21 protein-coding genes are annotated in these 21,798 nt (G+C 51.4%); 9 read left to right on the forward strand and 12 right to left on the reverse strand.

Going from position 1 to position 21,798, the window contains the following annotated elements:
- Positions 1-53 precede the first annotated feature (53 nt).
- Entirely contained in the window at positions 54-581 is a 528-nt protein-coding gene (blc, locus tag QMZ30_RS24145) for an outer membrane lipoprotein Blc (RefSeq protein WP_283229188.1), read from the forward strand.
- Here blc and QMZ30_RS24150 read toward each other — a convergent pair.
- Positions 578-2,347, reverse strand: coding sequence for a sensor domain-containing phosphodiesterase (locus QMZ30_RS24150; RefSeq protein WP_283229189.1), 1,770 nt, complete (start codon positions 2,345-2,347; stop codon positions 578-580). The two genes, blc and QMZ30_RS24150, sit on opposite strands and share 4 nt — an antisense overlap.
- Positions 2,348-3,008: 661 nt before the next feature.
- Between QMZ30_RS24150 and QMZ30_RS24155 the strand changes: the two genes are divergently transcribed.
- Positions 3,009-3,557: a hypothetical protein gene (locus QMZ30_RS24155; RefSeq protein ID WP_283229190.1), complete on the forward strand. Its 549-nt coding sequence runs from the start codon at positions 3,009-3,011 to the stop codon at positions 3,555-3,557.
- Positions 3,558-3,630: 73 nt separating this feature from the next.
- On the opposite strand, the gene QMZ30_RS24160 is transcribed toward QMZ30_RS24155, so the two are convergent.
- The 6 genes from QMZ30_RS24160 to QMZ30_RS24185 all read right to left on the reverse strand — a co-directional run bounded on the left by QMZ30_RS24160 (position 3,631) and on the right by QMZ30_RS24185 (position 9,466).
- A complete protein-coding gene (locus tag QMZ30_RS24160; protein WP_283229191.1) occupies positions 3,631-4,515 on the reverse strand; it encodes a polysaccharide deacetylase family protein in 885 nt (294 codons plus the stop codon).
- Between the two features lie 2 nt (positions 4,516-4,517).
- Positions 4,518-5,264, reverse strand: a complete 747-nt coding sequence (locus QMZ30_RS24165) for an SDR family NAD(P)-dependent oxidoreductase (RefSeq protein ID WP_283229192.1) — start codon at positions 5,262-5,264, stop codon at positions 4,518-4,520.
- Complete coding sequence (locus QMZ30_RS24170; protein WP_283229193.1) at positions 5,261-6,274, reverse strand: ketopantoate reductase family protein; 1,014 nt, start codon at positions 6,272-6,274, stop codon at positions 5,261-5,263. The genes QMZ30_RS24165 and QMZ30_RS24170 overlap by 4 nt, the downstream gene beginning before the upstream one ends.
- Positions 6,275-6,290: 16 nt before the next feature.
- Complete coding sequence (locus tag QMZ30_RS24175; RefSeq protein ID WP_283229194.1) at positions 6,291-7,598, reverse strand: MFS transporter; 1,308 nt, start codon at positions 7,596-7,598, stop codon at positions 6,291-6,293.
- Positions 7,599-7,915: 317 nt separating this feature from the next.
- A complete protein-coding gene (locus QMZ30_RS24180) occupies positions 7,916-8,671 on the reverse strand; it encodes an IclR family transcriptional regulator (RefSeq protein ID WP_283229195.1) in 756 nt (251 codons plus the stop codon).
- A 96-nt stretch (positions 8,672-8,767) separates the two neighbouring features.
- The gene (locus QMZ30_RS24185) at positions 8,768-9,466 is read right to left on the reverse strand and encodes an alpha/beta fold hydrolase (RefSeq protein ID WP_283229196.1); all 699 of its coding nucleotides are present in this window, start codon (positions 9,464-9,466) and stop codon (positions 8,768-8,770) included.
- A gap of 353 nt (positions 9,467-9,819) precedes the next feature.
- On the opposite strand from QMZ30_RS24185, the gene QMZ30_RS24190 reads away from it, so the two are divergent.
- The 3 genes from QMZ30_RS24190 (at position 9,820) to QMZ30_RS24200 (ending at position 14,882) form a co-directional block, all read left to right on the forward strand.
- The gene (locus QMZ30_RS24190) at positions 9,820-11,535 is read left to right on the forward strand and encodes an ABC-F family ATP-binding cassette domain-containing protein (protein WP_283229197.1); all 1,716 of its coding nucleotides are present in this window, start codon (positions 9,820-9,822) and stop codon (positions 11,533-11,535) included.
- A 240-nt stretch (positions 11,536-11,775) separates the two neighbouring features.
- Positions 11,776-12,951, forward strand: a complete 1,176-nt coding sequence (locus QMZ30_RS24195) for an efflux RND transporter periplasmic adaptor subunit (protein WP_283229198.1) — start codon at positions 11,776-11,778, stop codon at positions 12,949-12,951.
- Complete coding sequence (locus QMZ30_RS24200; protein WP_283229199.1) at positions 12,948-14,882, forward strand: MacB family efflux pump subunit; 1,935 nt, start codon at positions 12,948-12,950, stop codon at positions 14,880-14,882. The genes QMZ30_RS24195 and QMZ30_RS24200 overlap by 4 nt, the downstream gene beginning before the upstream one ends.
- A gap of 42 nt (positions 14,883-14,924) precedes the next feature.
- Here the strand turns inward: QMZ30_RS24200 and QMZ30_RS24205 are convergent, their stop codons facing one another.
- On the reverse strand, positions 14,925-15,752 hold the full coding sequence (locus QMZ30_RS24205; protein WP_283229200.1) for a MurR/RpiR family transcriptional regulator: 828 nt from the start codon (positions 15,750-15,752) through the stop codon (positions 14,925-14,927).
- Between the two features lie 173 nt (positions 15,753-15,925).
- Here QMZ30_RS24205 and QMZ30_RS24210 point away from each other — a divergent pair, with 173 nt between their 5' ends.
- Positions 15,926-17,482, forward strand: a complete 1,557-nt coding sequence (locus QMZ30_RS24210; protein WP_283229201.1) for a maltose/glucose-specific PTS transporter subunit IIC — start codon at positions 15,926-15,928, stop codon at positions 17,480-17,482.
- Positions 17,479-18,168: an N-acetylmannosamine-6-phosphate 2-epimerase gene (locus QMZ30_RS24215; RefSeq protein ID WP_283229202.1), complete on the forward strand. Its 690-nt coding sequence runs from the start codon at positions 17,479-17,481 to the stop codon at positions 18,166-18,168. The genes QMZ30_RS24210 and QMZ30_RS24215 overlap by 4 nt, the downstream gene beginning before the upstream one ends.
- A 57-nt stretch (positions 18,169-18,225) precedes the next feature.
- Here QMZ30_RS24215 and QMZ30_RS24220 read toward each other — a convergent pair whose 3' ends face one another.
- The gene (locus QMZ30_RS24220; RefSeq protein ID WP_034829885.1) at positions 18,226-18,441 is read right to left on the reverse strand and encodes a YdgH/BhsA/McbA-like domain containing protein; all 216 of its coding nucleotides are present in this window, start codon (positions 18,439-18,441) and stop codon (positions 18,226-18,228) included.
- Between the two features lie 34 nt (positions 18,442-18,475).
- Between QMZ30_RS24220 and QMZ30_RS24225 the strand changes: the two genes are divergently transcribed.
- On the forward strand, positions 18,476-18,688 hold the full coding sequence (locus tag QMZ30_RS24225; RefSeq protein WP_283229203.1) for a hypothetical protein: 213 nt from the start codon (positions 18,476-18,478) through the stop codon (positions 18,686-18,688).
- Positions 18,689-18,721: 33 nt separating this feature from the next.
- On the opposite strand, the gene QMZ30_RS24230 is transcribed toward QMZ30_RS24225, so the two are convergent.
- Entirely contained in the window at positions 18,722-19,033 is a 312-nt protein-coding gene (locus QMZ30_RS24230; protein WP_283229204.1) for a cupin domain-containing protein, read from the reverse strand.
- Positions 19,034-19,189: 156 nt separating this feature from the next.
- Positions 19,190-20,320, reverse strand: a complete 1,131-nt coding sequence (locus QMZ30_RS24235; RefSeq protein WP_349306839.1) for an MFS transporter — start codon at positions 20,318-20,320, stop codon at positions 19,190-19,192.
- A 132-nt stretch (positions 20,321-20,452) separates the two neighbouring features.
- Here QMZ30_RS24235 and QMZ30_RS24240 point away from each other — a divergent pair, with 132 nt between their 5' ends.
- Positions 20,453-21,202 (forward strand): IclR family transcriptional regulator, encoded by a 750-nt coding sequence (locus QMZ30_RS24240; protein WP_283229205.1) that lies wholly within the window; start codon positions 20,453-20,455, stop codon positions 21,200-21,202.
- A gap of 53 nt (positions 21,203-21,255) precedes the next feature.
- On the opposite strand, the gene QMZ30_RS24245 is transcribed toward QMZ30_RS24240, so the two are convergent.
- On the reverse strand, positions 21,256-21,465 hold the full coding sequence (locus tag QMZ30_RS24245) for a YdgH/BhsA/McbA-like domain containing protein (RefSeq protein WP_283229206.1): 210 nt from the start codon (positions 21,463-21,465) through the stop codon (positions 21,256-21,258).
- Positions 21,466-21,798: the final 333 nt, after the last annotated feature.

Raw genomic sequence — 21,798 nt, forward strand, 5'->3', positions numbered from 1 at the left:
AATCAAACGGACATTCGTCACGATCACGGATGCAGTTTGATTAAGGAGCAGTCATGAAGTTATGGCCTTTAGCCGCCCTCGCCGCGTTATCTCTCACATTGGTTGCCTGTAAGTCACCCACGCCGCCCAAAGGGGTAACGCCGATCAGGCCTTTCGATGCCAGTCGCTATTTGGGGAAATGGTATGAGATAGCCCGCCTCGATCACCGCTTTGAACGCGGCAAAGATCATGTGACCGCCACTTATGCACAACGCAGTGATGGCGGTATCAGCGTTGTAAATCGCGGTTACGACCCGGAGAAAAAACAGTGGAGTGAGAGCGATGGCAAAGCGTATTTCACCGGTAAATCAGATACTGCAGCGCTTAAGGTCTCCTTCTTCGGTCCCTTCTACGGTGGCTACAATGTTATCGCCCTGGATGACGACTATCAGTACGCGCTGGTGAGCGGGCCAAATCGTGATTATCTGTGGATTTTATCGCGCCAGCCCACGCTGCCTGATGCCGTTAAACAGCAGTACCTTGCCATCGCCAAACGCCTCGGTTTTGCCGTGGACAAGTTGATTTGGGTAGATCAGGGTTAATTCTGCATTTTCCAGCGCAGCCAACTATCAAGCTCCTGTTCGGGCAACGGTCGGGAGTGAAAGAACCCTTGAGCCTGATCGCAGCCAAACTCTTTTAACGCCTCCAGCGTCTCACTGTTCTCGACTCCTTCGGCCAACACCACATAATCCAACTCTTTCAGCATGGAGATAATACTTCGAGTGATAATGCGTGAGGCGGTATCGGTTGCAAGGCCGCTAATAATGGAGCGATCGAGCTTGATGACATCCAACGGCATGCGCCGCAGATAACTGATATTGCTGTAACCGGTACCGAAGTCATCCAGCGAAATATCAAAGCCGCGCAGTTTCAGCATTTCCAGCCCTTTAATCGCCGCAGGACTTTCGAGGATACGTTCGGTTTCCAGACACTCAATACCCAGCAGGTTCGTCGGGAGACGAGCCTTGGTCATTTTGCTCTCCAGCCTCTCGGCAAAATCCCCGTGGCTAAAATCCCGTACACTGACGTTAACGGTAATGGGTAACTGAATGCCTTGCCCCTGTAATCGCCTTAAACGTCCAATGGTTTTTTCAATCACCCACTCGGTAATTTCCTGCAGCAGTGAGGTTTGTTCGGCAAGCGGGATAAAGTAAGCGGGAGACAGTTCACCTCGGTTTGGATGACGCCAGCGGATCAACGCCTCTAGCCCGATCGGCAACCCCGTTTTCAGGCAAATTTTGGGTTGATAAACCAGATAGAGACCGTGGTTATGGCGTACCGCAGTCGCCAGATCATTCACTAAGGTAAAGTCATCGGTGCGGCGTTCATCGTTACGCTCACTAAAACTCATGAAAGGTACTGCACGACAGATGGCTTCGTGTAAGGCGCTGACTGCACGGCGCAACACTTCCTGCGGGGATACCTCGGCAGGGAGAAAAACAGCTTCACCGGTATGGGTGGTGAGATCGACAGATAGTCCTTCCCCCATATCCGCATGAACGCCTTCCATCCTGCCCGCCACCCACTCGGCATCGAAGTGGCTGCTGGTCAGCGTTAACAAGGCGAATCGCCCTGTTGCAACCGTGTAGAGGAACTCACTAGGGCCCGGACGCAATCGTAAGGGCAGTAAGGTCGCCATATCTTTGAGAAGCCCTTCGACTGGCGCCATCCCTAACGATCTTGCTAATTCATATGCACGAGGCATATCAATACAGTCAATCAGCACCAGTCGATGGGAAACCTGGTTCCCCGCCACCCGTAGAGTTTGCAGATCACGGATCAATTGCTGGCGATTGGGTAAGCCGGTGATGAGATCGGTAAAGCCAACCGAATGCCAGGCTTCCAGAAAAGAGATCACCAGTTGGGATAACAGCGTCAGGGTAGCCAGTTTTTCCGCGCTAAATTCGCGCGGTTGGGTGTCAACCACACACAGCGTCCCTAAAACATGCCCCTCCTGGGTTATCAGTGGTACACCGGCATAAAAACGAACAAACGGTGCCCCGATGACAAAGGGATTGGTTGCAAAGCAATGATTTTCTAGCGTATCCGGAACGATTAAAGGAACCGCATCTTCAACAACAAACTGACACAATGAATCGGCTCTCACGGATTCGCCAACGGCAAAATCGTGTGCGGCTTTAATGTACTGATAATTATCGTCGAGTACAGAGATGAAGCTGCTGGGTACATCCAGTGTTTTACTCACCAGATGGGTAAATTTACTCAGTACATCATCACGGCAGAGATCAGGAGCACGAAGAGCCTGAAGCGTAACCCCACCATGAACGAATTCATTCGTTACGCTCATGCACAGTCATCCTTTTAGTTTGCAGTCACTGCAAACTAAGATGTAAAAAACAACGCTGCTGATAACAACGGAAACCAACCTCATCGTTGCGCTTATTTTGTTCATTATTGCTTAGCTTAATCGCCATAGTATGCGTGATGCAGAGATTTGTCATGTTTATTTGTCCTGACAATATCCTTACACATACTGCTATCAATATTGATAATTTACCAAGGCGAAGCGTAATATCACATCTAATAAAACCAACCTTTAAACTCTCTATTTTCCCTTAATTAATTCATAACCAGTAATTCGTAGGCTAAGCAATTTTATTAACCACAAATCGAATTACGCCACTGGCTGGAATGATAAGTTAGAGAGGCTCTCTGTGGTTTAGATACTGTGTAAATAAGCTTTAAGACTAAAGAGAATCAAAGTCATAATTTACAGTAAGTTAGATCGTCATTATCAATGATAAGAAAAGCACTCACTTCTTGACTCTACATAAAACCTGCTAAAATACCTTATCAATCATGAGCTGCACTCTGCCTGAGAATAAGCCTACCTCAGACATTAATTAAGAAACATTAACGATTTCTTCCTTAGCATCAATCAGTTAAACCTGTGAAACACTATCTTCTTATCAATCGATTCATTAACTCATTTTATTGGTGAGGGAAATATGAATGGCAAAACAGAAGAACTTAGCAGAAAAAATGTTGTTTTATTATGGGGTTTACTCAGCGGAATTGTTTTACTTTCACTCTACTGTCAGGCCAGTGAGATTAATCTTTATTCAATTAATACAGGTTCGTTTGTCTATCATCTCACGGGAAACCATGGCCAATACACTGAAAATTTTGAGAATAATTTTTTCTCGGTAGAGCGTAAGTTGTCAGAAGACTCAGCCTACAGCGTGCTGCTCGGCACGATGAAAAACAGCTTTGACGATCGCTGTCTGGCCATGGGGGTAAGACGAGACTGGAAAGTCTGGGACAATGGCTGGACGTTTAAAGGCATTTACGGTTACACCGGCGAGTTTTTCTTTGATGCCTTCAAGGATTGCGGCGATCACGGCTCCTATCACGACTTTAAGAAAGCGACCGGGATCGGCTTCTCACCCTATATTTACCATGGATTTCAATATAACTTCACACCCTACTTTGGCATTGAATCAGGGATTATCATACCTTCGGTGTTTGTGATTACCGTGCAGTGGAGTTTTCGGTGAAGAGTACCGGCATAAAAATAAACCGAAACTGATAGCTTTTCGGTATATTTTTTGCGGATCTGTGGTGGGACAATCAGCTGTGTTCTTTTACCCAACGCACAATGTCAGCATGTGTCGCAAACCATGCATTGTGCGATTTTCCTAAGCGGATAATTTCTTCAAGTATCCACACACGAGAACGTGGAGAGATGATATGCGGATGCATGGTGAGTTGGAATAAACCACCGTCCAGATGAGCATATTCAAGTTCACGCCGGAAGATATCAAATACCGATTCAGGTGGGGTGTAAGGCCGATGAGCCTGAAAACGGTTCATCATGAAGTACACCGCATCATCCCTTATCCATTCCACTGGCAATTCAACGACGTTCGTCGGTTCGCCGTCCAGCAGCAGCTCATAGCAATGCTCATCAGCCATCAGTGAGGAGTCATACAACAAGCCCATCTCTTGCGCGATACGTAACGTATGCGGGCTAAAGTCCCATGATGGTGTACGCATCCCTACAGGTCGTTGGCCCAACACCTTCTCCAACGTATCGGCCGACTTCAACATCAGCATGCGTTCATCTTCATAGGAAAGTACGGAATTAAGTTCATGAATCCAACCATGCAGGCCTATTTCATGGCCTTGCGCACTCAGTCGAATCTGCTCCTCAGGATAGAGTAACGCGCAGACGGCGGGCACGTAAAAACTGGCAGGTACCTGATACTTACTGAGTAAAGCCTCGATACGAGGAATACCCACGCGCGTGCCAAATTGCCCCCAACTCATGCGGCCGTATGAGTTGCCACCGTCGCGCAATTCGTTGGATTCATGGTCACTGTCAAAAGAGAGTGCAACGGCGAAATCGGCACCGTCAGGCCAATGGGTGGGCTTAAGCGTTCTCCCCGCTCGTACATGATTCACCTTCTCTTGCCAGATATGATTTGGCCACTGCCAGGGCTGTTGTTCCTGCATTTTTAACTCCCGCCATCAACTGAGATGATTTGTCCGTTTATGAATGACGCCAAATCTGACGCCAAAAAAAGCGCCGCATGGGCGATATCCTGCACTGTGCCAAGACGACGTAAGGCAATATTATTCAGCACTTGTTGCTGGCGCTCAGGTCCGAAGTTATTCCATTGCTGCTGTGTCGCTTCGTTAGTAAATACAAAGCCCGGAGCAATGGCGTTAACCTGAATGCCATACGGCCCCAATTCATGAGCCAACTGTCGCGTCAGACCCAACACAGCATGTTTGGCGGCGCAATAGGCTTGCACGCCGGTGAGTGAGGCTTTGAGGGCGGCTCCGGAGCAGATATTAATGATGCGCCCCTGCTGGTGGCGTTTCATGGAGGGTGCAACAGCCCGACTGAGCGCGAACGCCGCACCAAGATTGATCTCGACCACTTTGTCCCACTCGACATCACTGACCTCTTCCAGCGCTTTACCCTGCTGTCCCGCCACCCCACCCGCGTTGTTGATGAGGACATCAATGGCAGCCGAGGCGGTGATATCGGCAATCCACGCGTTTGCAGCTTGACGATCCAGGAGATCGACCACCGCAGTTTTGATGCCAGTGTCCGCTAAATCAGCCATTGCAGCGGCCTGGATATCGCAGACATAAACATCTGCACCTAACGCATAAAATTGTTGCGCCATTTCACGCCCAAAACCGATGGCGCCACCGCTGATGACGACACGTTTACCTGCAAAGGAAAGCTTCATGGTAATAACTCATTCAGGTTGTGGTCGTCTTGCAGGCGTTTCCCTGCTTCAATTTCATTGATCATAGAAATGAGGGCGAGCACAGTAGGACAGGGTATTTGTTGGTTCGCCGCGAGCTTAGCGACAATCCCCAACTGGCCAGCCACTTCTGTAGCACGCTTACGCACAGCTAAGTCACGCCATATGCCTGAATGTGTTTTGCTGTTTGGTCGATTAAAGGCCACCATGGCATCAAAGGTGCTCGCTTGTTCAGCATGGCTGGCTCCCTGTAGGAAGGCTGTGGGTGTAAAACCGTTAAAGCCTTTGAGTGGAATTCCTAACGCTTGTGCTAATTGCACCACTTCTGTGGCCAGTTGAATTAATACCGGACGGATATCTTGCCGTGCCAGACAATCGGCAATGCCCATTTGCCCGGTCGCCTGCGCAAAAAGAAGAGCGCCATAAGCTAACTTGCCCCATAACCAGCTGTTAAGGTCGTTAACCTGAAGCACCTCAGGTTCAAAGTGACGTAAATCCGCCTGAAGCGAGGCCAGTCGCGTTGTCATGGTGCCATCTGGTTCACCAATCACGGCTGCGCCTCGGTTGGAGAAGTGGATTTCACCGGGTGAGAGCCAATCTGCGTAGAAATTAACAAATGCCCCAACGGTGCGCGACGAGCCCACAATCTCCGCAATGGCGGCTTCACACAAACCATTCTGCAGCGAGAGGACGTAACCGTCGTCTGCCAGAAAAGGCTTGAGCTGATTAACGGCCTGCTCCGTATGATGTGATTTAACCGCGAGAAAGATTCGTGCCCACTGCCCCTGCAATTCTTCTGGTAAGAACGCTGGCGCCACCACTGTAAAATCATCGCCCCCCGTGATGCGCAACCCATGCTCAGGGTCGCGAATGCGACGGATATGCTCAGCATCAATATCGACAAAGGTGACTGATAAGCCAGCACGTGCCAGATAAGCGCCGACAGTACCGCCGATGGCACCGGCTCCCCAAATTAAAACGTCATTATTCACTCTAATCTCCCGTCGATTAATGCAGTGAATCTTTGGCGGTTTCACGCAGGCGCATGATCACCAAACCAGAAGCAATGCCCGCCAGTATCAGATAAAAGGTGGGTGATATCGCCATGCCGGTCAGGTCAATTAAACCGGTTGAAATGAAGGGCGCGAAGCCACCGAAAATCGCCGTTGAAAGGCTGTAGCCAATGGAGAGCAGCATGGTTCTCGAAGCGGTGGGGAAAATTTCGCAGAGCGCAGCAGGTGCAGCCCCTGAAAATGCGGCAATGAATAAATTGAAAACAATTTGCACCGTCAATACGACCGCCACTGTTTTACTGGTCAATATCCAGAGAAACAGGGGATAGGAAAGCACCACAAATGCCAGACAGCAGGCCAACAGCAACGGCTTACGACCAACACGATCAGACAGTGCACCAAAAAACGGAATGGTCGCGACCATGATGGTCAGAGCGATGGCATTACAAAACAGCGCCTGAGTGGGTGTGAAACCGACTTGTTTATTCAGGAAGGTGGGCATCCAGGACAACATCACGTAATACGATACCGTCCAGATAATGGCAAACCCGAACGTCTGTCCCATCAAACGGATGGCGGTGCTCGTAGGCATTTTTACCGCAGGTGCGGAGCTGTTCTGTGCGGCAACGAAGGCGGGCGTCTCCTCAAGGTTGCGTCGCATATAGGCTCCGACCGGGAGCAATACGGCTCCAAGTAAAAAAGGAATGCGCCACGCCCAGTCAACCATTTGCTGTTCACTGAAGATCAGCGTAACGACGGCGACCACCAGGCTCGTTACTAACTGAGCGGAAGCAATGGCAGCCTGGCCTAAGGCGCCATAGAATCCGCGTTTTCCTGAGGGGGCTGACTCCACGACAAAAGTGGTGGCAGTGCCCCACTCGCCACCGGCTGCCAGCCCCTGGATCAGTCGAATAATCACAAGTAAAACAGGTGCGAGGATCCCTGCGGTTTCATAGGTTGGCAGTAGACCAATACCCACAGTACCCAATGCCATGCCATAAATGGTGATTTTCAATGCCAGGCTGCGGCCATATTTGTCCGCTATCCTCCCAATCACCGCACCGCCTAACGGGCGCGCCAAAAATCCGACACCGAAAGTGGCAAAACTCGCCAACAGCCCAGTCGCGCCATCTCCCTGGTAAAAGTTATGTGCAATCAAAGAGGCCATGTAGGCGAAAATAATGAAATCATAATATTCCAGCACATTGCCGATCATCGCGGCAAACAACTGCCGTCGCTTTGGGGCTTCGGTACGTTCCTGAGGGTAATGATTTAACACCTGGGTGATCGGGTCTTGGCTCATAGTATGGCTCTCAGTCAGGACGACAGGAAATTAAAGTTCACATATACGAACAACAGTTCTTATATACGACCTACGCTGACATATAATTTTGCGGAGATAAAGAGGATGAAGAGCGCAAACCGAGACGAACAAATTAAGTCTCTTTGACTAAATTGATGTGCTTATCTGGCGTTAAACCAGAAATGATTGGAAGAGAGTGGTTTTTTCGACTGAAAAAAAGGTAAGAATGGCTATTTATGCAGCAACAAGATTGGGAAATTCAACGTCAAAAATAAGAAGTTCGTATCATAAGTGACAAATTTCCCAATGGGCACACTTCAGGCCAACAGGTCGGTGAGTTTTTTCCCCTCCTCTAGCACAGCTTTGATAATGCGACTTTTTTTGTCACTGAAGCGGGCTGAGACGCAGGATACATTGAGCATGGCAACAGGTTCACCCTGAGGATCTAAAATAGGGGTACAGACCCCTGTCCCCCCAATATCGACTTCATCAGCTGAGATTGAGTAATTTCGTACCGCGGCTTCAGTGAGCAAGGCCTCCAACTGTTGAGCATCGGTAACAGTGTATTTGGTCCAGGGGGCAACGGGGTAGCGGGCCAACAAAGTCTGGCGCTCTTGCGGACTTTTCAGGGCAAGATACATTCTTCCCATGGCCGTACAATGCACCGGTAATAAGGTCGACATTGCCATTTCATAGCGGATGGTTTGCGAGGTTAATGCTTGATGAACCAAACGTATTTTACCTTCAGCGGATAAGACGCCAAGCGTGACCGTCTCTTCGAGTTCATTAGCCATACTGGCCATAATAGGTCGGGCCAAGGTTAATAGTTTGGTGAGTCTCGCCCCGCCCCAGTTAAAACCATGACTACGGAATGCCTCATTGAGACGATAAATTCCCTGCTCATTTTTATCCAGATAACCGCGTGAGCAAAGTGTCCGAAGCAAACCGAGCGCACTACTTTTGGGCAGCTGAAAAGAGTGAGCAATAGTAGCCAGATTTGCCTCTTTGTCACTTTCACTGAAGAACTCCAGTAAATCTAAAACGCGGGCTGCAGAACGGACGACTTCACTCATAGTAATTCCATATAGGTACACATGTTCACATATGCGAACACTATACGGTGTATTCCCGTTAGATGCACTGCTGCGATTAAGACAACTTTCGCGTGCCTATAGCGCGTTTTGTTTTAACCAGTCTGAAATCGTCAATGCCAGCAATCGAGGTTGCTCAAGGGGAACCATATGACCACTTTCACGGATAATGTGCATGTCACCCCCCAGCAATGCATTGATTTCTCGGCACTCTTCAAGACCGCGCATCCCATCGCCTTCCGAGGCAATCACCAATACCGGGCAGCCAGGAGGTTGATGGGTAATATTTTTCCGGTCAAGAAGCGCCTGCGTTCTGAACACCTGCGCACCAAGCTGTTTGCCCATGGCACGAATTTTATCCATCAGGTGTGGGTCATTTTGTCGGGAAGGATGCACAGAGGGTTTCAATACCGCATCGCTGAAGCCACTAAACGTCCCCATTAACGCGGTTTTTGACGCTGAATCCAGTAATGCCCGTTGTTCTGGCGGATCTTCACGTAATGAAGTGGCAATCAGGATCATACCCGCCGTACGTTCGGGAAAGGCTTCTGCAATTGCGCGAGCCACATAGCCCCCTAATGAAAAACCCACCAAAATAAAACGTGCTGGCAGGGTTGCAATAATGAGACGGGCATAATCTGCGATGCTCTGTCCCTGACTCAGGCTGGCGCGGATATACACCCTGTCATCTGGACAGGCTTCAACAAAATCATCCCAAAGGGTTTCATCCAGCATAAAACCCGGAATAAGCACTAACGGTAATGACTGTTCATTCATCAGTTAATCCTTCAACTCGTTTAAATTCATGGCCGGGGAAATCCCGTCAATCGAAGCGCCTTAACTTCACAATGTTGCAACGCTGCTCTGGATAATGCCCGCTCCCGTGGCTATCATCAACTCACCTTTCCACCCACTGATAAATAAGGAGGATTACTATGTCATCGTGTGAGTTGTTTGTTTACGCACACTTTTATAGTAATTGGCCGCGCTCAGCTATCTCTGCATTCGTGCTGCGATGATCCGCCTGAGCGAAGTTCACTAATACTGTCATCCCTTCCTCCGGCTTACCGGGTTGTCGTCAGCGATTTATGACGTCGGGCTTTCCACGCCTGCAACTTATGAGTAAGCACATGAGCACACTTCTTTCCGCACACGCTGTCGGCTTTGATAACGCCTTCGGTACACTTTTTCACAACCTTAATTTCAGCCTGAAAAAAGGCGATCGCATCGGCTTGCTGGGTGATAACGGCACGGGTAAAAGCACCTTGCTGAAGATCCTGAGCGGTGAGCTTGAAAGCAGCCAAGGGAGCGTCACACTGGCGAACCACTGCTTAATGGCGCGCATCGAGCAGCATCTGCCAGCGCAGTTACATCAGGCTTCACTCTATGCCAGCGTGGTCGCTCGTCTACCAGATCAACAGCAACTGAGTGAGGCGTGGCGCACAGAAGCGTTGCTGTCCTCACTCGGGTTCAGCACAGAACAGCAGGCTCAACCTGCCGCTACATTGAGCGGCGGACAGCACATGCGTCTGCTGCTGGCTCGCGCACTGATTCAGCAGCCTGACCTGTTGCTGCTGGATGAGCCCAGTAACCATCTCGATTTATCCACCCTGCTGTGGCTTGAACAGTTTCTCAATGGCTGGAACGGCAGTTTTGTGCTGGTATCGCATGACAGCACGCTGCTGGATAAGGTCACGAACAGCAGTTGGATTCTGCGCGACCAAAGCCTGCACGCTTTCCGTTTGCCCTGCTCGGCAGCGCGACAAGCACTGGCTCAACAGGACGAAACCGATCTGCAGCGCTTTCAGGCAGAGCAGAACGAGATTGATCGCGTTGAAAAAAGTGCAAAACGGCTGGCTGTCTGGGGCCGCACTTATGACAACGAAGGATTGTCCCGTAAAGCACAGCAGATGGAGAAACGTGCTAACTGGCTGAAGGAGGCGCAAACCACCCTCAGTGAAGGCAGCCTGTGGCGACTGCAATTGCAGGGCGAAGCATTGGATGCCAATCGCGTGCTGGCGTTGCCTGAAATGAACGTTCACCCAGCCGAGCATGCCCCTGCGCTGTTTTCATTACCGGCGTTACAGGTAAAAAGCGGCGATCGTGTAGCGATTGTCGGCCGTAATGGCAGTGGCAAGTCTTCATTACTGCGGCAATTATGGCTCGATTATCGTACTGAAAGTGGATCGCTGTTCCATCCACGCGCTCGACTCGGTTATTACGATCAAAGTCTCAATCAGTTGCGAGATGAAGAGACACTCAGCGAGGCGCTGGCGAAGTTTGCGCCGCTCAGTGACGACCAGCGAAAAATGGCGTTGATAGGAGCAGGATTTCCTTACCTGCGTCATCAGCAGTTGATCGGTTCATTAAGCGGAGGCGAACGTTCACGTCTGCTATTCGTGGGTTTGACGTTAGCGCGTTACTCGTTGTTGTTGCTGGATGAACCGACCAATCATTTAGATATGGTCGGAAAAGAGGAACTTGCCGAGGCGCTCAACCAGTTTGCCGGTGGTGTGCTGCTGGTGTCGCACGACCGCAGTTTAATCAGCAGCAGTTGCAACCGTTTCTGGCTGATCCAGGATCGGCAACTGACGGAGTGGCACGATTTTGAACAGGTCACCGAGCAGATGCGCAGTGAACAGCCCATTGAGGTCGTCTCTGCTTCCAATGCCTCTTTGTCCACTCAATCACTCAACGATGAGGATGCAGTGCTGCTGGCGCTTTGTGAGTTGGAAGGTAGACTGGATGAAGAGCTGGCCCGTAAACCCAGGCATCAAAAGCCTGCGCTGCAATCACAGTGGCAGGCAGAGATTGTACGGTTGAAACAGTTGTTGGGCATCGCTTAAAAATCGATATCGGCGCAATGTATTGCGCCGATATGTTTCAGCGTTTAACAGCATCTGTCATTCCCTTTTCTGGGGTTTAATATCGCATGGACTTCAGTGCTAGCATTTTATGCCTCTTTTCTATTCGGAAAATTTTCATTTTTTTCTCAATGCACGCCATTTAGTGAGGCAATCCTGACGAATTTTCTCCTGTTTGTTGCATTTAGTGATTATTATTCTCGCTTCATCAAAGGGATGCTTATGTTCAATACTTCTAAAAAACGGCTTTTGGTCGCGATTGTTCTGTTGCTGGTTATTATTCTGGTCTGGGCTTACAGCAGTTCACGGCCAAAATCGAATGCGCTGGTCACGGCGACGGTGCGTCAAGGCAACATTGAAAATGTCATTGCCGCAACCGGCAAGATGGACGCCATAGAGCGCGTCAACGTGGGTGCGCAGGTATCCGGTCAGGTTAAAAAGCTGTATATCAAAGCCGGTGATGCGGTGAGCAAAGGTGAACTGATTGCGGAAATCGACGATCAGCCGCAGCGCAGCGATCTCCAAAACGCAGAAGCCGCCTTGAGCGTGGCACAGGCCGATTTGGAAACGCGCGAAGCGACGCTGGTGCGTCAAGATGCGCAGTTCAAACGCCTGCAACAGATGCTGAAAACCAATGCGGTTTCCCGCCAGGATTATGACGAAGCTGCCGAAGCCTGGAGCACGGCACACGCAGAACTGACTGCGCAAAAAGCCCGGGTGATTCAGGCACAAATTGAAGTGGATAAAAAGCAACTCGACCTGAGCTATACCCGCATCATGGCGCCGATGGATGGCACGGTGATCGCCATCGTCACCAAGCAGGGCCAAACCGTCAATGCCGCGCAAAGTGCACCGACTATCGCCAAACTGGCGCAACTCGACACCATGACCATCAAAGTGCAGATCTCCGAAGCGGATATCAACAACGTGAAACCGGGTCAGCAAGCGTGGTTCACCACTTTTGCTAATCCCGATAAACGCTATAACGCCACGCTGCGCAGCATTGAACTGGCACCGGAATCGGTGATGAAAGATGATGCGTTAATGGGCAACAGCGAGAGCACCCCCACCAGCAGCACCAACGCCGCCATTTATTACAATGCGCTGCTGGATGTGCCGAATCCTGATAATGCGCTGCGTATCTCCATGACCGCCCAGGTGAATCTGTTACGTGACGCGGCGAAAGAGGCATTGTTGATCCCGGTTCAGGCCACCAAAAAAGATGCCGATGGCAAAACCTTTGTTGAAGTGGCTGATAAGCAAGGCTTGCCCGAGAAGCGCATCATTACCACCGGCATCTCCGACAGCGTCGATATTCAGGTATTAAGCGGTTTGCAAGCAGGTGAGAAAGTGATCCTCGCCACCCAGGCACCAGGTGCCGACAAGGTGGTGATGTGAGCCTAATCGAACTGAAAGACATTCAGCGCAGCTATGTTAACGGTTCACAATCTTTGCATGTGCTGAAAAACATCAATCTGCAAATTGCCAGCGGCGAAAGAGTGGCGATTATTGGCCCTTCTGGCTCGGGTAAATCAACCCTGCTGAATATTCTGGGCTGCCTCGATGCAGCGGACAGCGGGCACTATTTTATCGACGGGCAGAATACCGCCACGCTGTCACCGGATGCACTGGCTAAAGTGCGGCGCGAACATATCGGCTTTATCTTCCAGCGCTACCATTTGATGCCGGATCTCACGGCCTTGAGTAACGTCGAAATCCCAGCCATCTATGCCAACCTGCCGGGTAACCTGCGCCGCGAACGCGCGGCACAGCTGCTAGCACGTTTGGGTTTGCAAGGTCGAGAGCACCATAAGCCCGGCGAACTCTCCGGTGGCCAACAGCAGCGTGTCAGTATCGCGCGTGCGCTGATCAACGGCGCAGAAATTATTCTTGCCGATGAGCCCACCGGCGCACTGGATTCTCACTCCGGCGAGGAGGTGTTGCGCATCTTGCATGATCTGAATCGTGAAGGACACACCGTCATTATCGTCACGCACGATATGAAAGTGGCGCAGCATGCCGATCGTATTATCGAAATTCAGGATGGCGAGATTGTTGCCGACAGCGGCCGCAAACAGGATGCCACGCGTGCCCGCTTTACGCCGGTGGCGCGAAAAAGCCAGAGCAAACTCCGTGGATTCATTGATCGCCTGCGTGAATCCATGCGCATGGCGCTGAATGCCATGAACAGCCACCGTTTGCGCACCGCCTTGACCATGACCGGCATCATCTTTGGGATCGCCGCCGTGGTTACCGTTGTGGCCTTGGGGCAAGGTGCACGCGAAAAGACGCTGGAAAGCATTTCAGGTCTCGGCACCAATGTGGTTTCCGTCTATGCTGGCGGGGACTTTGCCGAAGATGAAGCGCACCCGGTATTAACGCTGGTGATGGCCGATGCCGATGTGATTGCGCGCCAGCAGTTTGTCGATAAAGTCAGCCCCGAACTCCTCTCCACGCAGCCCATTCGCTATCTCTCAAACTCCTCCAAGGCTTCAGTTTCCGGCGTTGGCAAAGATTACTTTGAGATTCAGGGCATCAAACTCACCGAAGGCAGCAACTTCAGTGATGAACGCCACGCGCGCCAGGAGATCATTATTGACACCAATACGCGCAACAAGCTGTTCGCCGCGCATGAGAACCCCATCGGCAAGATGATTGTGCTGGGCTCCGTGCCGGTGCGCGTGATTGGCGTGGCGCATGAAGATAACGGGATCTCTCCCAATCGCCTGAGTGTGTGGTTGCCGTGGAGCACTATGATGTACCGCATCAGCGGGCAAACGGCGCTCACCAGCATCAGTATCAAACTGAAAGATGACGTGGTGAGTGGTCCCGCCGTGGAATCACTGACCCAGTTGTTGACCGCACGTCACGGCACCAAAGACTTCTTGATGTTTAACCGCGACAAGTACCGCAAAGCGATTGAAGGAGCTGCCGCGACGTTAACGTTGTTGATTCTGATGGTGGCCTCTATTGCCTTGATGATTGGCAGTATCGGCGTGATGAACATCATGCTGGTGTCCGTCACCGAGCGTACTCATGAGATTGGCGTGCGTATGGCGGTGGGCGCGCGACGCGGCGATATTATGCAGCAGTTTATGATCGAAGCGGTGCTGGTTTGTTTAGTGGGCGGTTCGCTCGGCGTGGCGCTCTCTCTGGTGATCGGTCCATTGATAAGCTTGATGGCCGGGGGCGTGTTGACAGCAATCTACTCGTGGGAATCGGCGGGAGCCGCGTTTGCCTGTTCAACCATTATCGGTATGATTTTTGGCTATCTGCCCGCGCGCAAAGCCGCACGCATGGATCCGGTGGCGGCATTGGCGAGCGAGTGATGTGAGTATTATCGCGGTGTGCCTTCACGCACACCGCAATATTCAAATCAGCATCGGCAAGGTGGCACTGGCCGTTTGCTGGCTGGCCGTGACGTAATGCGCATCGTGCTTCATTAACTCCCCCATCAGCACTTCCACCAGCAACATCGCACCCACTTTGCCACTGAGGGTGCCTGCATTCAGTGGCCCTTCGGGACGCGCAGCCACCAGTAGCATATCGGCCAGATTCCCCATCGGACTGCGCAGCGTGTTACTCAGCATCAACACACGCGCCTTGCGCTTCTTCGCCACGTTGACCACATGCATGAGATCTTTGGTCGATCCAGAGGCCGAGATCGCAATCACCAAATCGCCTTCACTTAATGTCGAGGCGTTCATCGCGGCACGATGCATATCACCAAACAGCTGTGCCGACTTGCCCAGGCGCAACAGGCGATAATGCAAATATTCACCAGTGATGGCGCTGGCAGCCACGCCATAAATCTGGATAGATCGTGCCTGATGTATCTCCGTTGCTGCCTGGGTTAATACGTCACGATCAATAAACTTCCCGGTATCACGCAATGCTTGCACTGACTCCTCAACTAACGCATCGATGCTGTCACCGCTGGTGGTGGCCGCTGGCTGATTCTGCTGCACATCCATTGCCAACGCCATTTTGAATTCGGTATAGCCTTTGCAGCCCAGATTTCGACAGAGGCGCGTCACGCTGGCCTCACTGGTGTCCGTCTCTTTCGCCAGTTCTGTGATGGTGAAATACAACACTTTATGCGGTTCGGTGAGGATGTAATCGCCCAGCTTTTGCAACGCCGGACTGTAGCCCGGCAAGCCCTGGCGTAAATGCAGCAAAATATTTTCATTGTCCGTCATGGCATCCTCCGTTGCACAAGTTCAATGGCGCTTAGTGTGCGCAAAGGTCCTGCTGTGCGCCAGCAGATTCGGTGATAAGTGAAAGCTATCACACAAATGGTAGTAATTTTCATCTCTTGGTGTAAGTTGTGATAATAATTTTTACCATAACAACACGTCGGGGATAAAAATTTATGTCAATGTTCAGCGGCTCCTCCTCCGGAGGATGGTTTGAGAAAGCACAACGTTTCGGTAAATCCTTTATGTTGCCGATCGCGGTTTTACCGGCTGCCGGCTTACTGCTCGGCATCGGCGGCGCGTTATCCAATCCCAACACCGTTAAGGCCTATCCGTTTCTGGATGTCGCCTGGTTGCAAGGTGTGTTCACCATCATGGCGAGTGCCGGTTCGGTGGTGTTTGCTAACCTCGCGGTGTTGTTTGCGGTGGGCGTCGCCGTCGGTTTGGCAAAAAGCGATAAAGGCACAGCGGGGCTGGCATCCCTGCTGGCGTATTTGGTGATGAACGCCACCATCAACGCGCTGTTGACGCTTACTGGCGTGTTGGCCAGCAGCAATTTGAGTGCTGTCGGGCAAGGTATGGCGCTGGGCATTCAAACGCTGGAAACCGGCGTGTTTGGCGGCGTAGTGATTGGGCTGGTGACGGCGTTGTTGCATAACCGCTATAACAAAATCGCCCTACCGCAATTCCTTGGCTTCTTTGGCGGATCGCGCTTTGTGCCGATCGTCAGCTCTTTTGTAGCGATTGTGGTCGGCGCGGCGATGACCCTTATCTGGCCTCATTTCCAGAAGATCATCTTCGGCATGGGAGGATTGGTTGAGGCGACGGGCTACTTTGGCACCTTTATTTATGGCTTTGTGCTGCGCATGCTGGGCCCATTTGGCCTGCACCACATTTTCTATCTGCCGTTCTGGACTACCGCATTAGGCGGCAGCGAAATGGTCAACGGTCAATTGGTTGAAGGCACGCAGCGTATCTTCTTTGCTCAGTTGGCCGATCCCAATACGCAACAGTTCTATATCGGCACGGCACGTTTCATGTCAGGCCGCTTCATTACTATGATGTTCGGACTGATCGGTGCCTGTCTGGCGATGTATCACACCGCCAAACCCGAGAACCGCAAACGTGTCGCAGGCCTGCTGTTGTCGGCTGCGCTGACGTCGTTTTTGACCGGCATCACTGAGCCGATTGAGTTCTCGTTTCTGTTTGTCGCGCCGGTGTTGTATGTGATCCACGCCGTGTTTGACGGTCTGGCCTTTATGGTTGCGCACATCCTGCACATTACCATCGGGCAAACCTTCTCCGGTGGTTTCATCGATTTCATATTATTCGGCGTGCTGCAAGGTGAAGCCAAAACGCATTGGATGTACGTGCCGCTGGTTGGCGTACCTTGGTTCCTGCTCTATTACTTCACTTTCCGCTATCTGATTACTCGCTTCAATTTCAAAACTCCGGGCCGTGAAGATGTCAGCACGGAAAGCAGTGTCATGGCAGCGGGCGAGCGTCCCTTACAGGTAATCGAAGCGCTCGGTGGCAAAGCCAATATTGCAGAACTTGATTGCTGCGCCACGCGCCTGCGCATCACACTGATTGACAGTTCTAAGCTGGATGAAGCCGCGCTGAAAGCCACTGGCGCCCGTGCGGTGATCCAACGAGGCAAAGGCGTGCAGGTGATTTATGGCCCGCACGTCACCATCATCAAAAATGAAGTTGAGGAGTTACTCGCGCTATGAAAGCAAGCATGCTGCAGCAGATAAAGGGAAAGCTGGTGGTGTCATGTCAGGCACTGGAAAATGAACCCTTGCACAGCCCATTTATCATGTCGCGTATGGCATTGGCCGCTAAACAAGGCGGTGCGGCAGGCATCCGCGCCAATAGCCTGGTGGATGTGCAGCAGATAATGCAGACCGTTGATTTGCCGGTCATCGCCATTATTAAACGCGATTATCCCGGCAGTGAGGTGTACATCACCGCGACGATGAAAGAAGTGGAAGAACTTATGGAGGCTAATCCGGCGATGATCGCACTTGATGCCACACTGCATGAGCGGCCGGGGGAACATCAACTACCGCAACTGGTGGCGGCCATTCGTCAGCGCTATCCACAGGTATTGCTGATGGCGGATATCGCCACATTAGAGGAAGCTGAGCAGGCTGCAGCGCTGGGTTTCGACTGCGTGGGCACCACCTTACATGGCTATACCCGTGAAACACATGGCGCTTATCTTGCCGCCGAAGCGTTCGACTTTCTGCGTAAAGTGCTCGCAGCCGTTAAGGTGCCCGTGATCGCCGAGGGTAATGTGGAAACGCCGGAGATGGCGGCACAGTGTTTAAAACTGGGTGCGCATGCCGTGGTGGTGGGCGGTGCCATTACGCGGCCACAGCAAATTACGCAGCGATTTGTGAAAGCAATGGGCTGATCCCAAAAACAGCAAAGCCGCCCGAAGGCGGCCTTAAAGCTGAAGCTTGAAACGAACTTATTTGTACAGTTCTGCAGTCATGTGCACACGGTTGTTGGTGTTAGCTTCAGTGATTTTATACTGTGCGCCTTGCTGCTGTGCAACTGCAGCAACTTTAGCTTCTGCACCGTCCAGCGTTGAAGATTCAACTGAGATGCTCTGTGCAAAACTGGCAGCAGACATCAGTGAAAGAGCGGCGGCAGCGGCGATGGTCAGTGTTTTTATGGTTTTCATGGTCATATTCCTTTGGGTTATTGATGAAGGCTGTATGCCTTCGATGGAAACAATAATACCTCACGTTACCATTACCATATTAACTATTAGTGCGATCATGATGATCGCACTATTAATTAACCAAGGAACAATGACCACCCTGATCATCTATTCTTCTATGTTATCCACAATTCAAGTGAAAAGAGTGCCCGCCAACCTGTGGATAAATCAGGATTTCCCGCCAGCCATGCCTGCTGAGCAGTGGTGATGTTTTTTTGTTCGCTTTAGTCATCCGCTGGCTCTAAACGGAATCTTCCTTTTCAATCACCAGCACGTGCGCGGCACCTTGTGGATGGGCTACGTGCTCGGTACCTATGCTGGCAAAGAAAATATCACCGACATTCAACATCACTTTTTGCACTTCGCCCCATTCGCGATATTGCATCTCAACAACGCCATCCAGCACCACGAACACTTCCTCGCCGTCATTGATGTGCCAGCGGTAAGGTTTATCCGTCCAGTGCAAGCGCACGCTGGTGCCGTCGAAGTTGGCGATATCTAATGCATCCCACGCCCGCGCGGGGCTGAAGTTTTTGCTAATGATGGTTTTCATAGGTTGCCTGAGCAGAACTGAAGTGAGTGCCCAGACTACAGAAAAGTGAAATACGTTTTGGGACAAGCCGCGACCCTTTACGGACAAAGCACTAACACGCTCCCGAGCCTGTAGGGGCCGGCCTTCAGGCCGCCCGTTGCTTGCCTGGTCACGCCCCTACTCTGAAAACGCGAGTTTGCGTACCGCCGCAATGCTTACTCCAGCGAATATGGCTGCCGCGATAAACACCATCGAAATGTTACCCGGAATGTAAGCCATGAACGCGGCAAGAAACTGGCCGGAAAAGATCGCCATGGACAATCGAGCCAGTTGACGACCACGTTCCTGTGGTTGGCTGGTTTCCACGGTCATATGATTCACCAAGGGTACTGACAGACCAAATCCCATCCCCAGCAAAATACCACCTGGAAGGCACAGCATGAGATTAGGGGCTGCGGCAAACTCAAGATGTGCCAGCACATAACAGATGAACGCCATAATCAATGTAGGATAAGGGCCAAATTGCAGTGCAACGTGCGGCATCAGCGCCGCGGCCAGAACCGCCACCAGCGAGATAAATGAGAGGAAATAGCCAATGTGTGCGGCATCCACACCCTCTGTCGCAAATCGTTGTGGCAGCATGATGATGGCGGTGAAGAAACAGATCATCGAACAGAGCGCCGCCAGCAATATTGGACGAAACAGGCGATCGCTGTTTGTTGTGCTCTCCGCCCCCGCTTCTGTGACGATTTGCCGTGCAGGACGCGGAACACAAACCACGACCAGCGCCAACAGCAACCACGAGAACAGATAAATTCCATATGGCAAGCGCCAGTTGATCGCCGCCAGAATCCCTCCGATAAACAGAAACACCACGCCACCTAGCTCAATCGCCATGCCCTGACGCGCCATCATCTTGAGACGCGCCTCTGCCTGATAAAAACTGGCGATCAAGCTGGTGCCAGCTGACATCACGATGGCTGTTGCTGCCCCCAACAACAGGCGGTCAACGAATTGCAGTGCCGCGCCCGGCAACCACACACCAGCGACACCTAAGCCTCCGTAGCAAAAAAGCCCGATAAGCAGTAGCGGCCAGGCTCCCCAGCGATCTATTGCGCGCCCTGCCAGCGGTCCCGCCAGCACCACACCCAATGCAGGTAACGTCACTAACCAGTTGGCCAGATGTGCCACATTAAGCTGTGCGGCGATCTCGCTTAATCCCGGCACAATCACGCACCCCACCATGATGGTCAGACAACTGACCGACAATAACGTTATTGCAGCTGCAGGCTTGATCATTGACATCATTACACCTATCCGAATAATGGGATTTGCATCCATATAACGGACAGCAGTGTTGAGGTAATTCTGCTTGATGTCAATCACTACCCCTCATTGTGGTAGAGTCTGTGTTTCGTAAATTGATGAAACGGATGAACAATGGTTGCAGATAATGAGGCTAACGGTTCACAAGTTATTGCACGTGCAGCGACCATTTTAAGGGCGTTAGAAACGCGCCCTTCTGGCTTAACCATGTCAGAACTGGCAAAACTTACCGCTCTGCCCCGAACTACTGTGCATCGACTGGTCACGTCACTAATCGCTCAGCAACTGCTGCTGCAAGATAACGAAGGGGTAAAACTGGGTCCGGCATTAGCGAGACTCGCCGCTTCCGCGCATACCGATATTATTGCGCTTGCTCAACCGGCGATGGAAACCCTTGGACGCCGCACCCGAGAAACGGTGGATCTCTGTGTCTGGCGCGGCAGCCATACGGTGCTGGTCAGTCAATATGCTTCCGATCAGGAATTACGTGTTGTTTCCCCGATCAGTACTGCGTTCCCCTCCCACTGCGCCGCGCATGGCAAAGCGCTGTTGGCGGAACAAACCCCAGAGGCTGTTACCGCTTTATTGCCGCAATTAAACGAAATGAGGACGGTGCAAACACTGAAAACTCCTCAGCAGATGTTGAAGGCGATTGAGCAGATTCGTCAGCAGGGCTATGCGGTTGATCGGGAGGAGCATGCGCGCGGAGTGTGTGGTGTCAGTGTGGCATTACAAACTGGGCTGGGAGAACGCTACGCGCTCGCTATCGCGGTGCCCGCCTTACGTTTTGATGAGCAGTTTACTCAGCTTGTGGCGGCCTTAATGCAGGCTAAAGCCGAAATCGAGACGTTAGTGGCGCGCTGAGATACAAATGACAAAGCCGCCCGAGGGCGGCCTTAATATCGTTAACGGCGAAATTATTTGTACAACTCAGCAGTCATGTGCACGCGGTTGTTGGTGTTAGCTTCAGTGATTTTGTACTGTGCGCCCTGTTGTTGAGCCACGGCAGCAATTTTCGCTTCTGCACTGTCCAGAGTGGAAGCATCAACAGAGATGCTTTGTGCGAAGCTGACGAAAGAAACTACGCTAAGAGCGGCAACTGCAACGAAAGTTTTGATGGATTTCATGGTCATTTCCTCAGATTTAATTTTCAGTTAGTGAGGCGTTCTGCCTCGATGTGAGAAATATTAGACCTGAGGGCGCCAGAGTAAAAGCTGATCATTTTGCTGAAGTCATTCTATAAATTTGAACATTAAAAATCACAGCAATCGCCTAATACATTTCATTTAAGAAATCAGGCGGCTTATTGATAAGTGGCCTGTCTTTTCAGTGCGGGCTTTGCCGCCACTACTGCCCCCTCTGGGCCGTCCTCGCGCCGCTAAAGCGGTACCTTCGACTTCCACGTCGTGCCGGACGGACCGTTCGCGGATGACCATCCATGGTCGGCCGCGAACTGCCCC

This window comes from Pantoea sp. EA-12, assembly GCF_030053355.1.
Taxonomy (GTDB): domain Bacteria; phylum Pseudomonadota; class Gammaproteobacteria; order Enterobacterales; family Enterobacteriaceae; genus Pantoea; species Pantoea vagans_C.

Coding starts and splice junctions, on each gene's coding strand:
- QMZ30_RS24160 (WP_283229191.1), bottom strand. CDS start 4,515: ATGCAGGAACAACAGCCCTGGCAGTGGCCAAATCATATCTGGCAAGAG.
- QMZ30_RS24195 (WP_283229198.1), top strand. CDS start 11,776: ATGTTCAATACTTCTAAAAAACGGCTTTTGGTCGCGATTGTTCTGTTG.
- QMZ30_RS24175 (WP_283229194.1), bottom strand. CDS start 7,598: ATGAGCCAAGACCCGATCACCCAGGTGTTAAATCATTACCCTCAGGAA.
- QMZ30_RS24245 (WP_283229206.1), bottom strand. CDS start 21,465: ATGAAATCCATCAAAACTTTCGTTGCAGTTGCCGCTCTTAGCGTAGTT.
- blc (WP_283229188.1), top strand. CDS start 54: ATGAAGTTATGGCCTTTAGCCGCCCTCGCCGCGTTATCTCTCACATTG.
- QMZ30_RS24210 (WP_283229201.1), top strand. CDS start 15,926: ATGTCAATGTTCAGCGGCTCCTCCTCCGGAGGATGGTTTGAGAAAGCA.
- QMZ30_RS24155 (WP_283229190.1), top strand. CDS start 3,009: ATGAATGGCAAAACAGAAGAACTTAGCAGAAAAAATGTTGTTTTATTA.
- QMZ30_RS24205 (WP_283229200.1), bottom strand. CDS start 15,752: ATGACGGACAATGAAAATATTTTGCTGCATTTACGCCAGGGCTTGCCG.
- QMZ30_RS24190 (WP_283229197.1), top strand. CDS start 9,820: ATGAGCACACTTCTTTCCGCACACGCTGTCGGCTTTGATAACGCCTTC.
- QMZ30_RS24215 (WP_283229202.1), top strand. CDS start 17,479: ATGAAAGCAAGCATGCTGCAGCAGATAAAGGGAAAGCTGGTGGTGTCA.
- QMZ30_RS24220 (WP_034829885.1), bottom strand. CDS start 18,441: ATGAAAACCATAAAAACACTGACCATCGCCGCTGCCGCCGCTCTTTCA.
- QMZ30_RS24240 (WP_283229205.1), top strand. CDS start 20,453: ATGGTTGCAGATAATGAGGCTAACGGTTCACAAGTTATTGCACGTGCA.
- QMZ30_RS24225 (WP_283229203.1), top strand. CDS start 18,476: ATGCCTTCGATGGAAACAATAATACCTCACGTTACCATTACCATATTA.
- QMZ30_RS24180 (WP_283229195.1), bottom strand. CDS start 8,671: ATGAGTGAAGTCGTCCGTTCTGCAGCCCGCGTTTTAGATTTACTGGAG.
- QMZ30_RS24185 (WP_283229196.1), bottom strand. CDS start 9,466: ATGAATGAACAGTCATTACCGTTAGTGCTTATTCCGGGTTTTATGCTG.
- QMZ30_RS24165 (WP_283229192.1), bottom strand. CDS start 5,264: ATGAAGCTTTCCTTTGCAGGTAAACGTGTCGTCATCAGCGGTGGCGCC.
- QMZ30_RS24230 (WP_283229204.1), bottom strand. CDS start 19,033: ATGAAAACCATCATTAGCAAAAACTTCAGCCCCGCGCGGGCGTGGGAT.
- QMZ30_RS24235 (WP_349306839.1), bottom strand. CDS start 20,320: ATGATGTCAATGATCAAGCCTGCAGCTGCAATAACGTTATTGTCGGTC.
- QMZ30_RS24150 (WP_283229189.1), bottom strand. CDS start 2,347: ATGAGCGTAACGAATGAATTCGTTCATGGTGGGGTTACGCTTCAGGCT.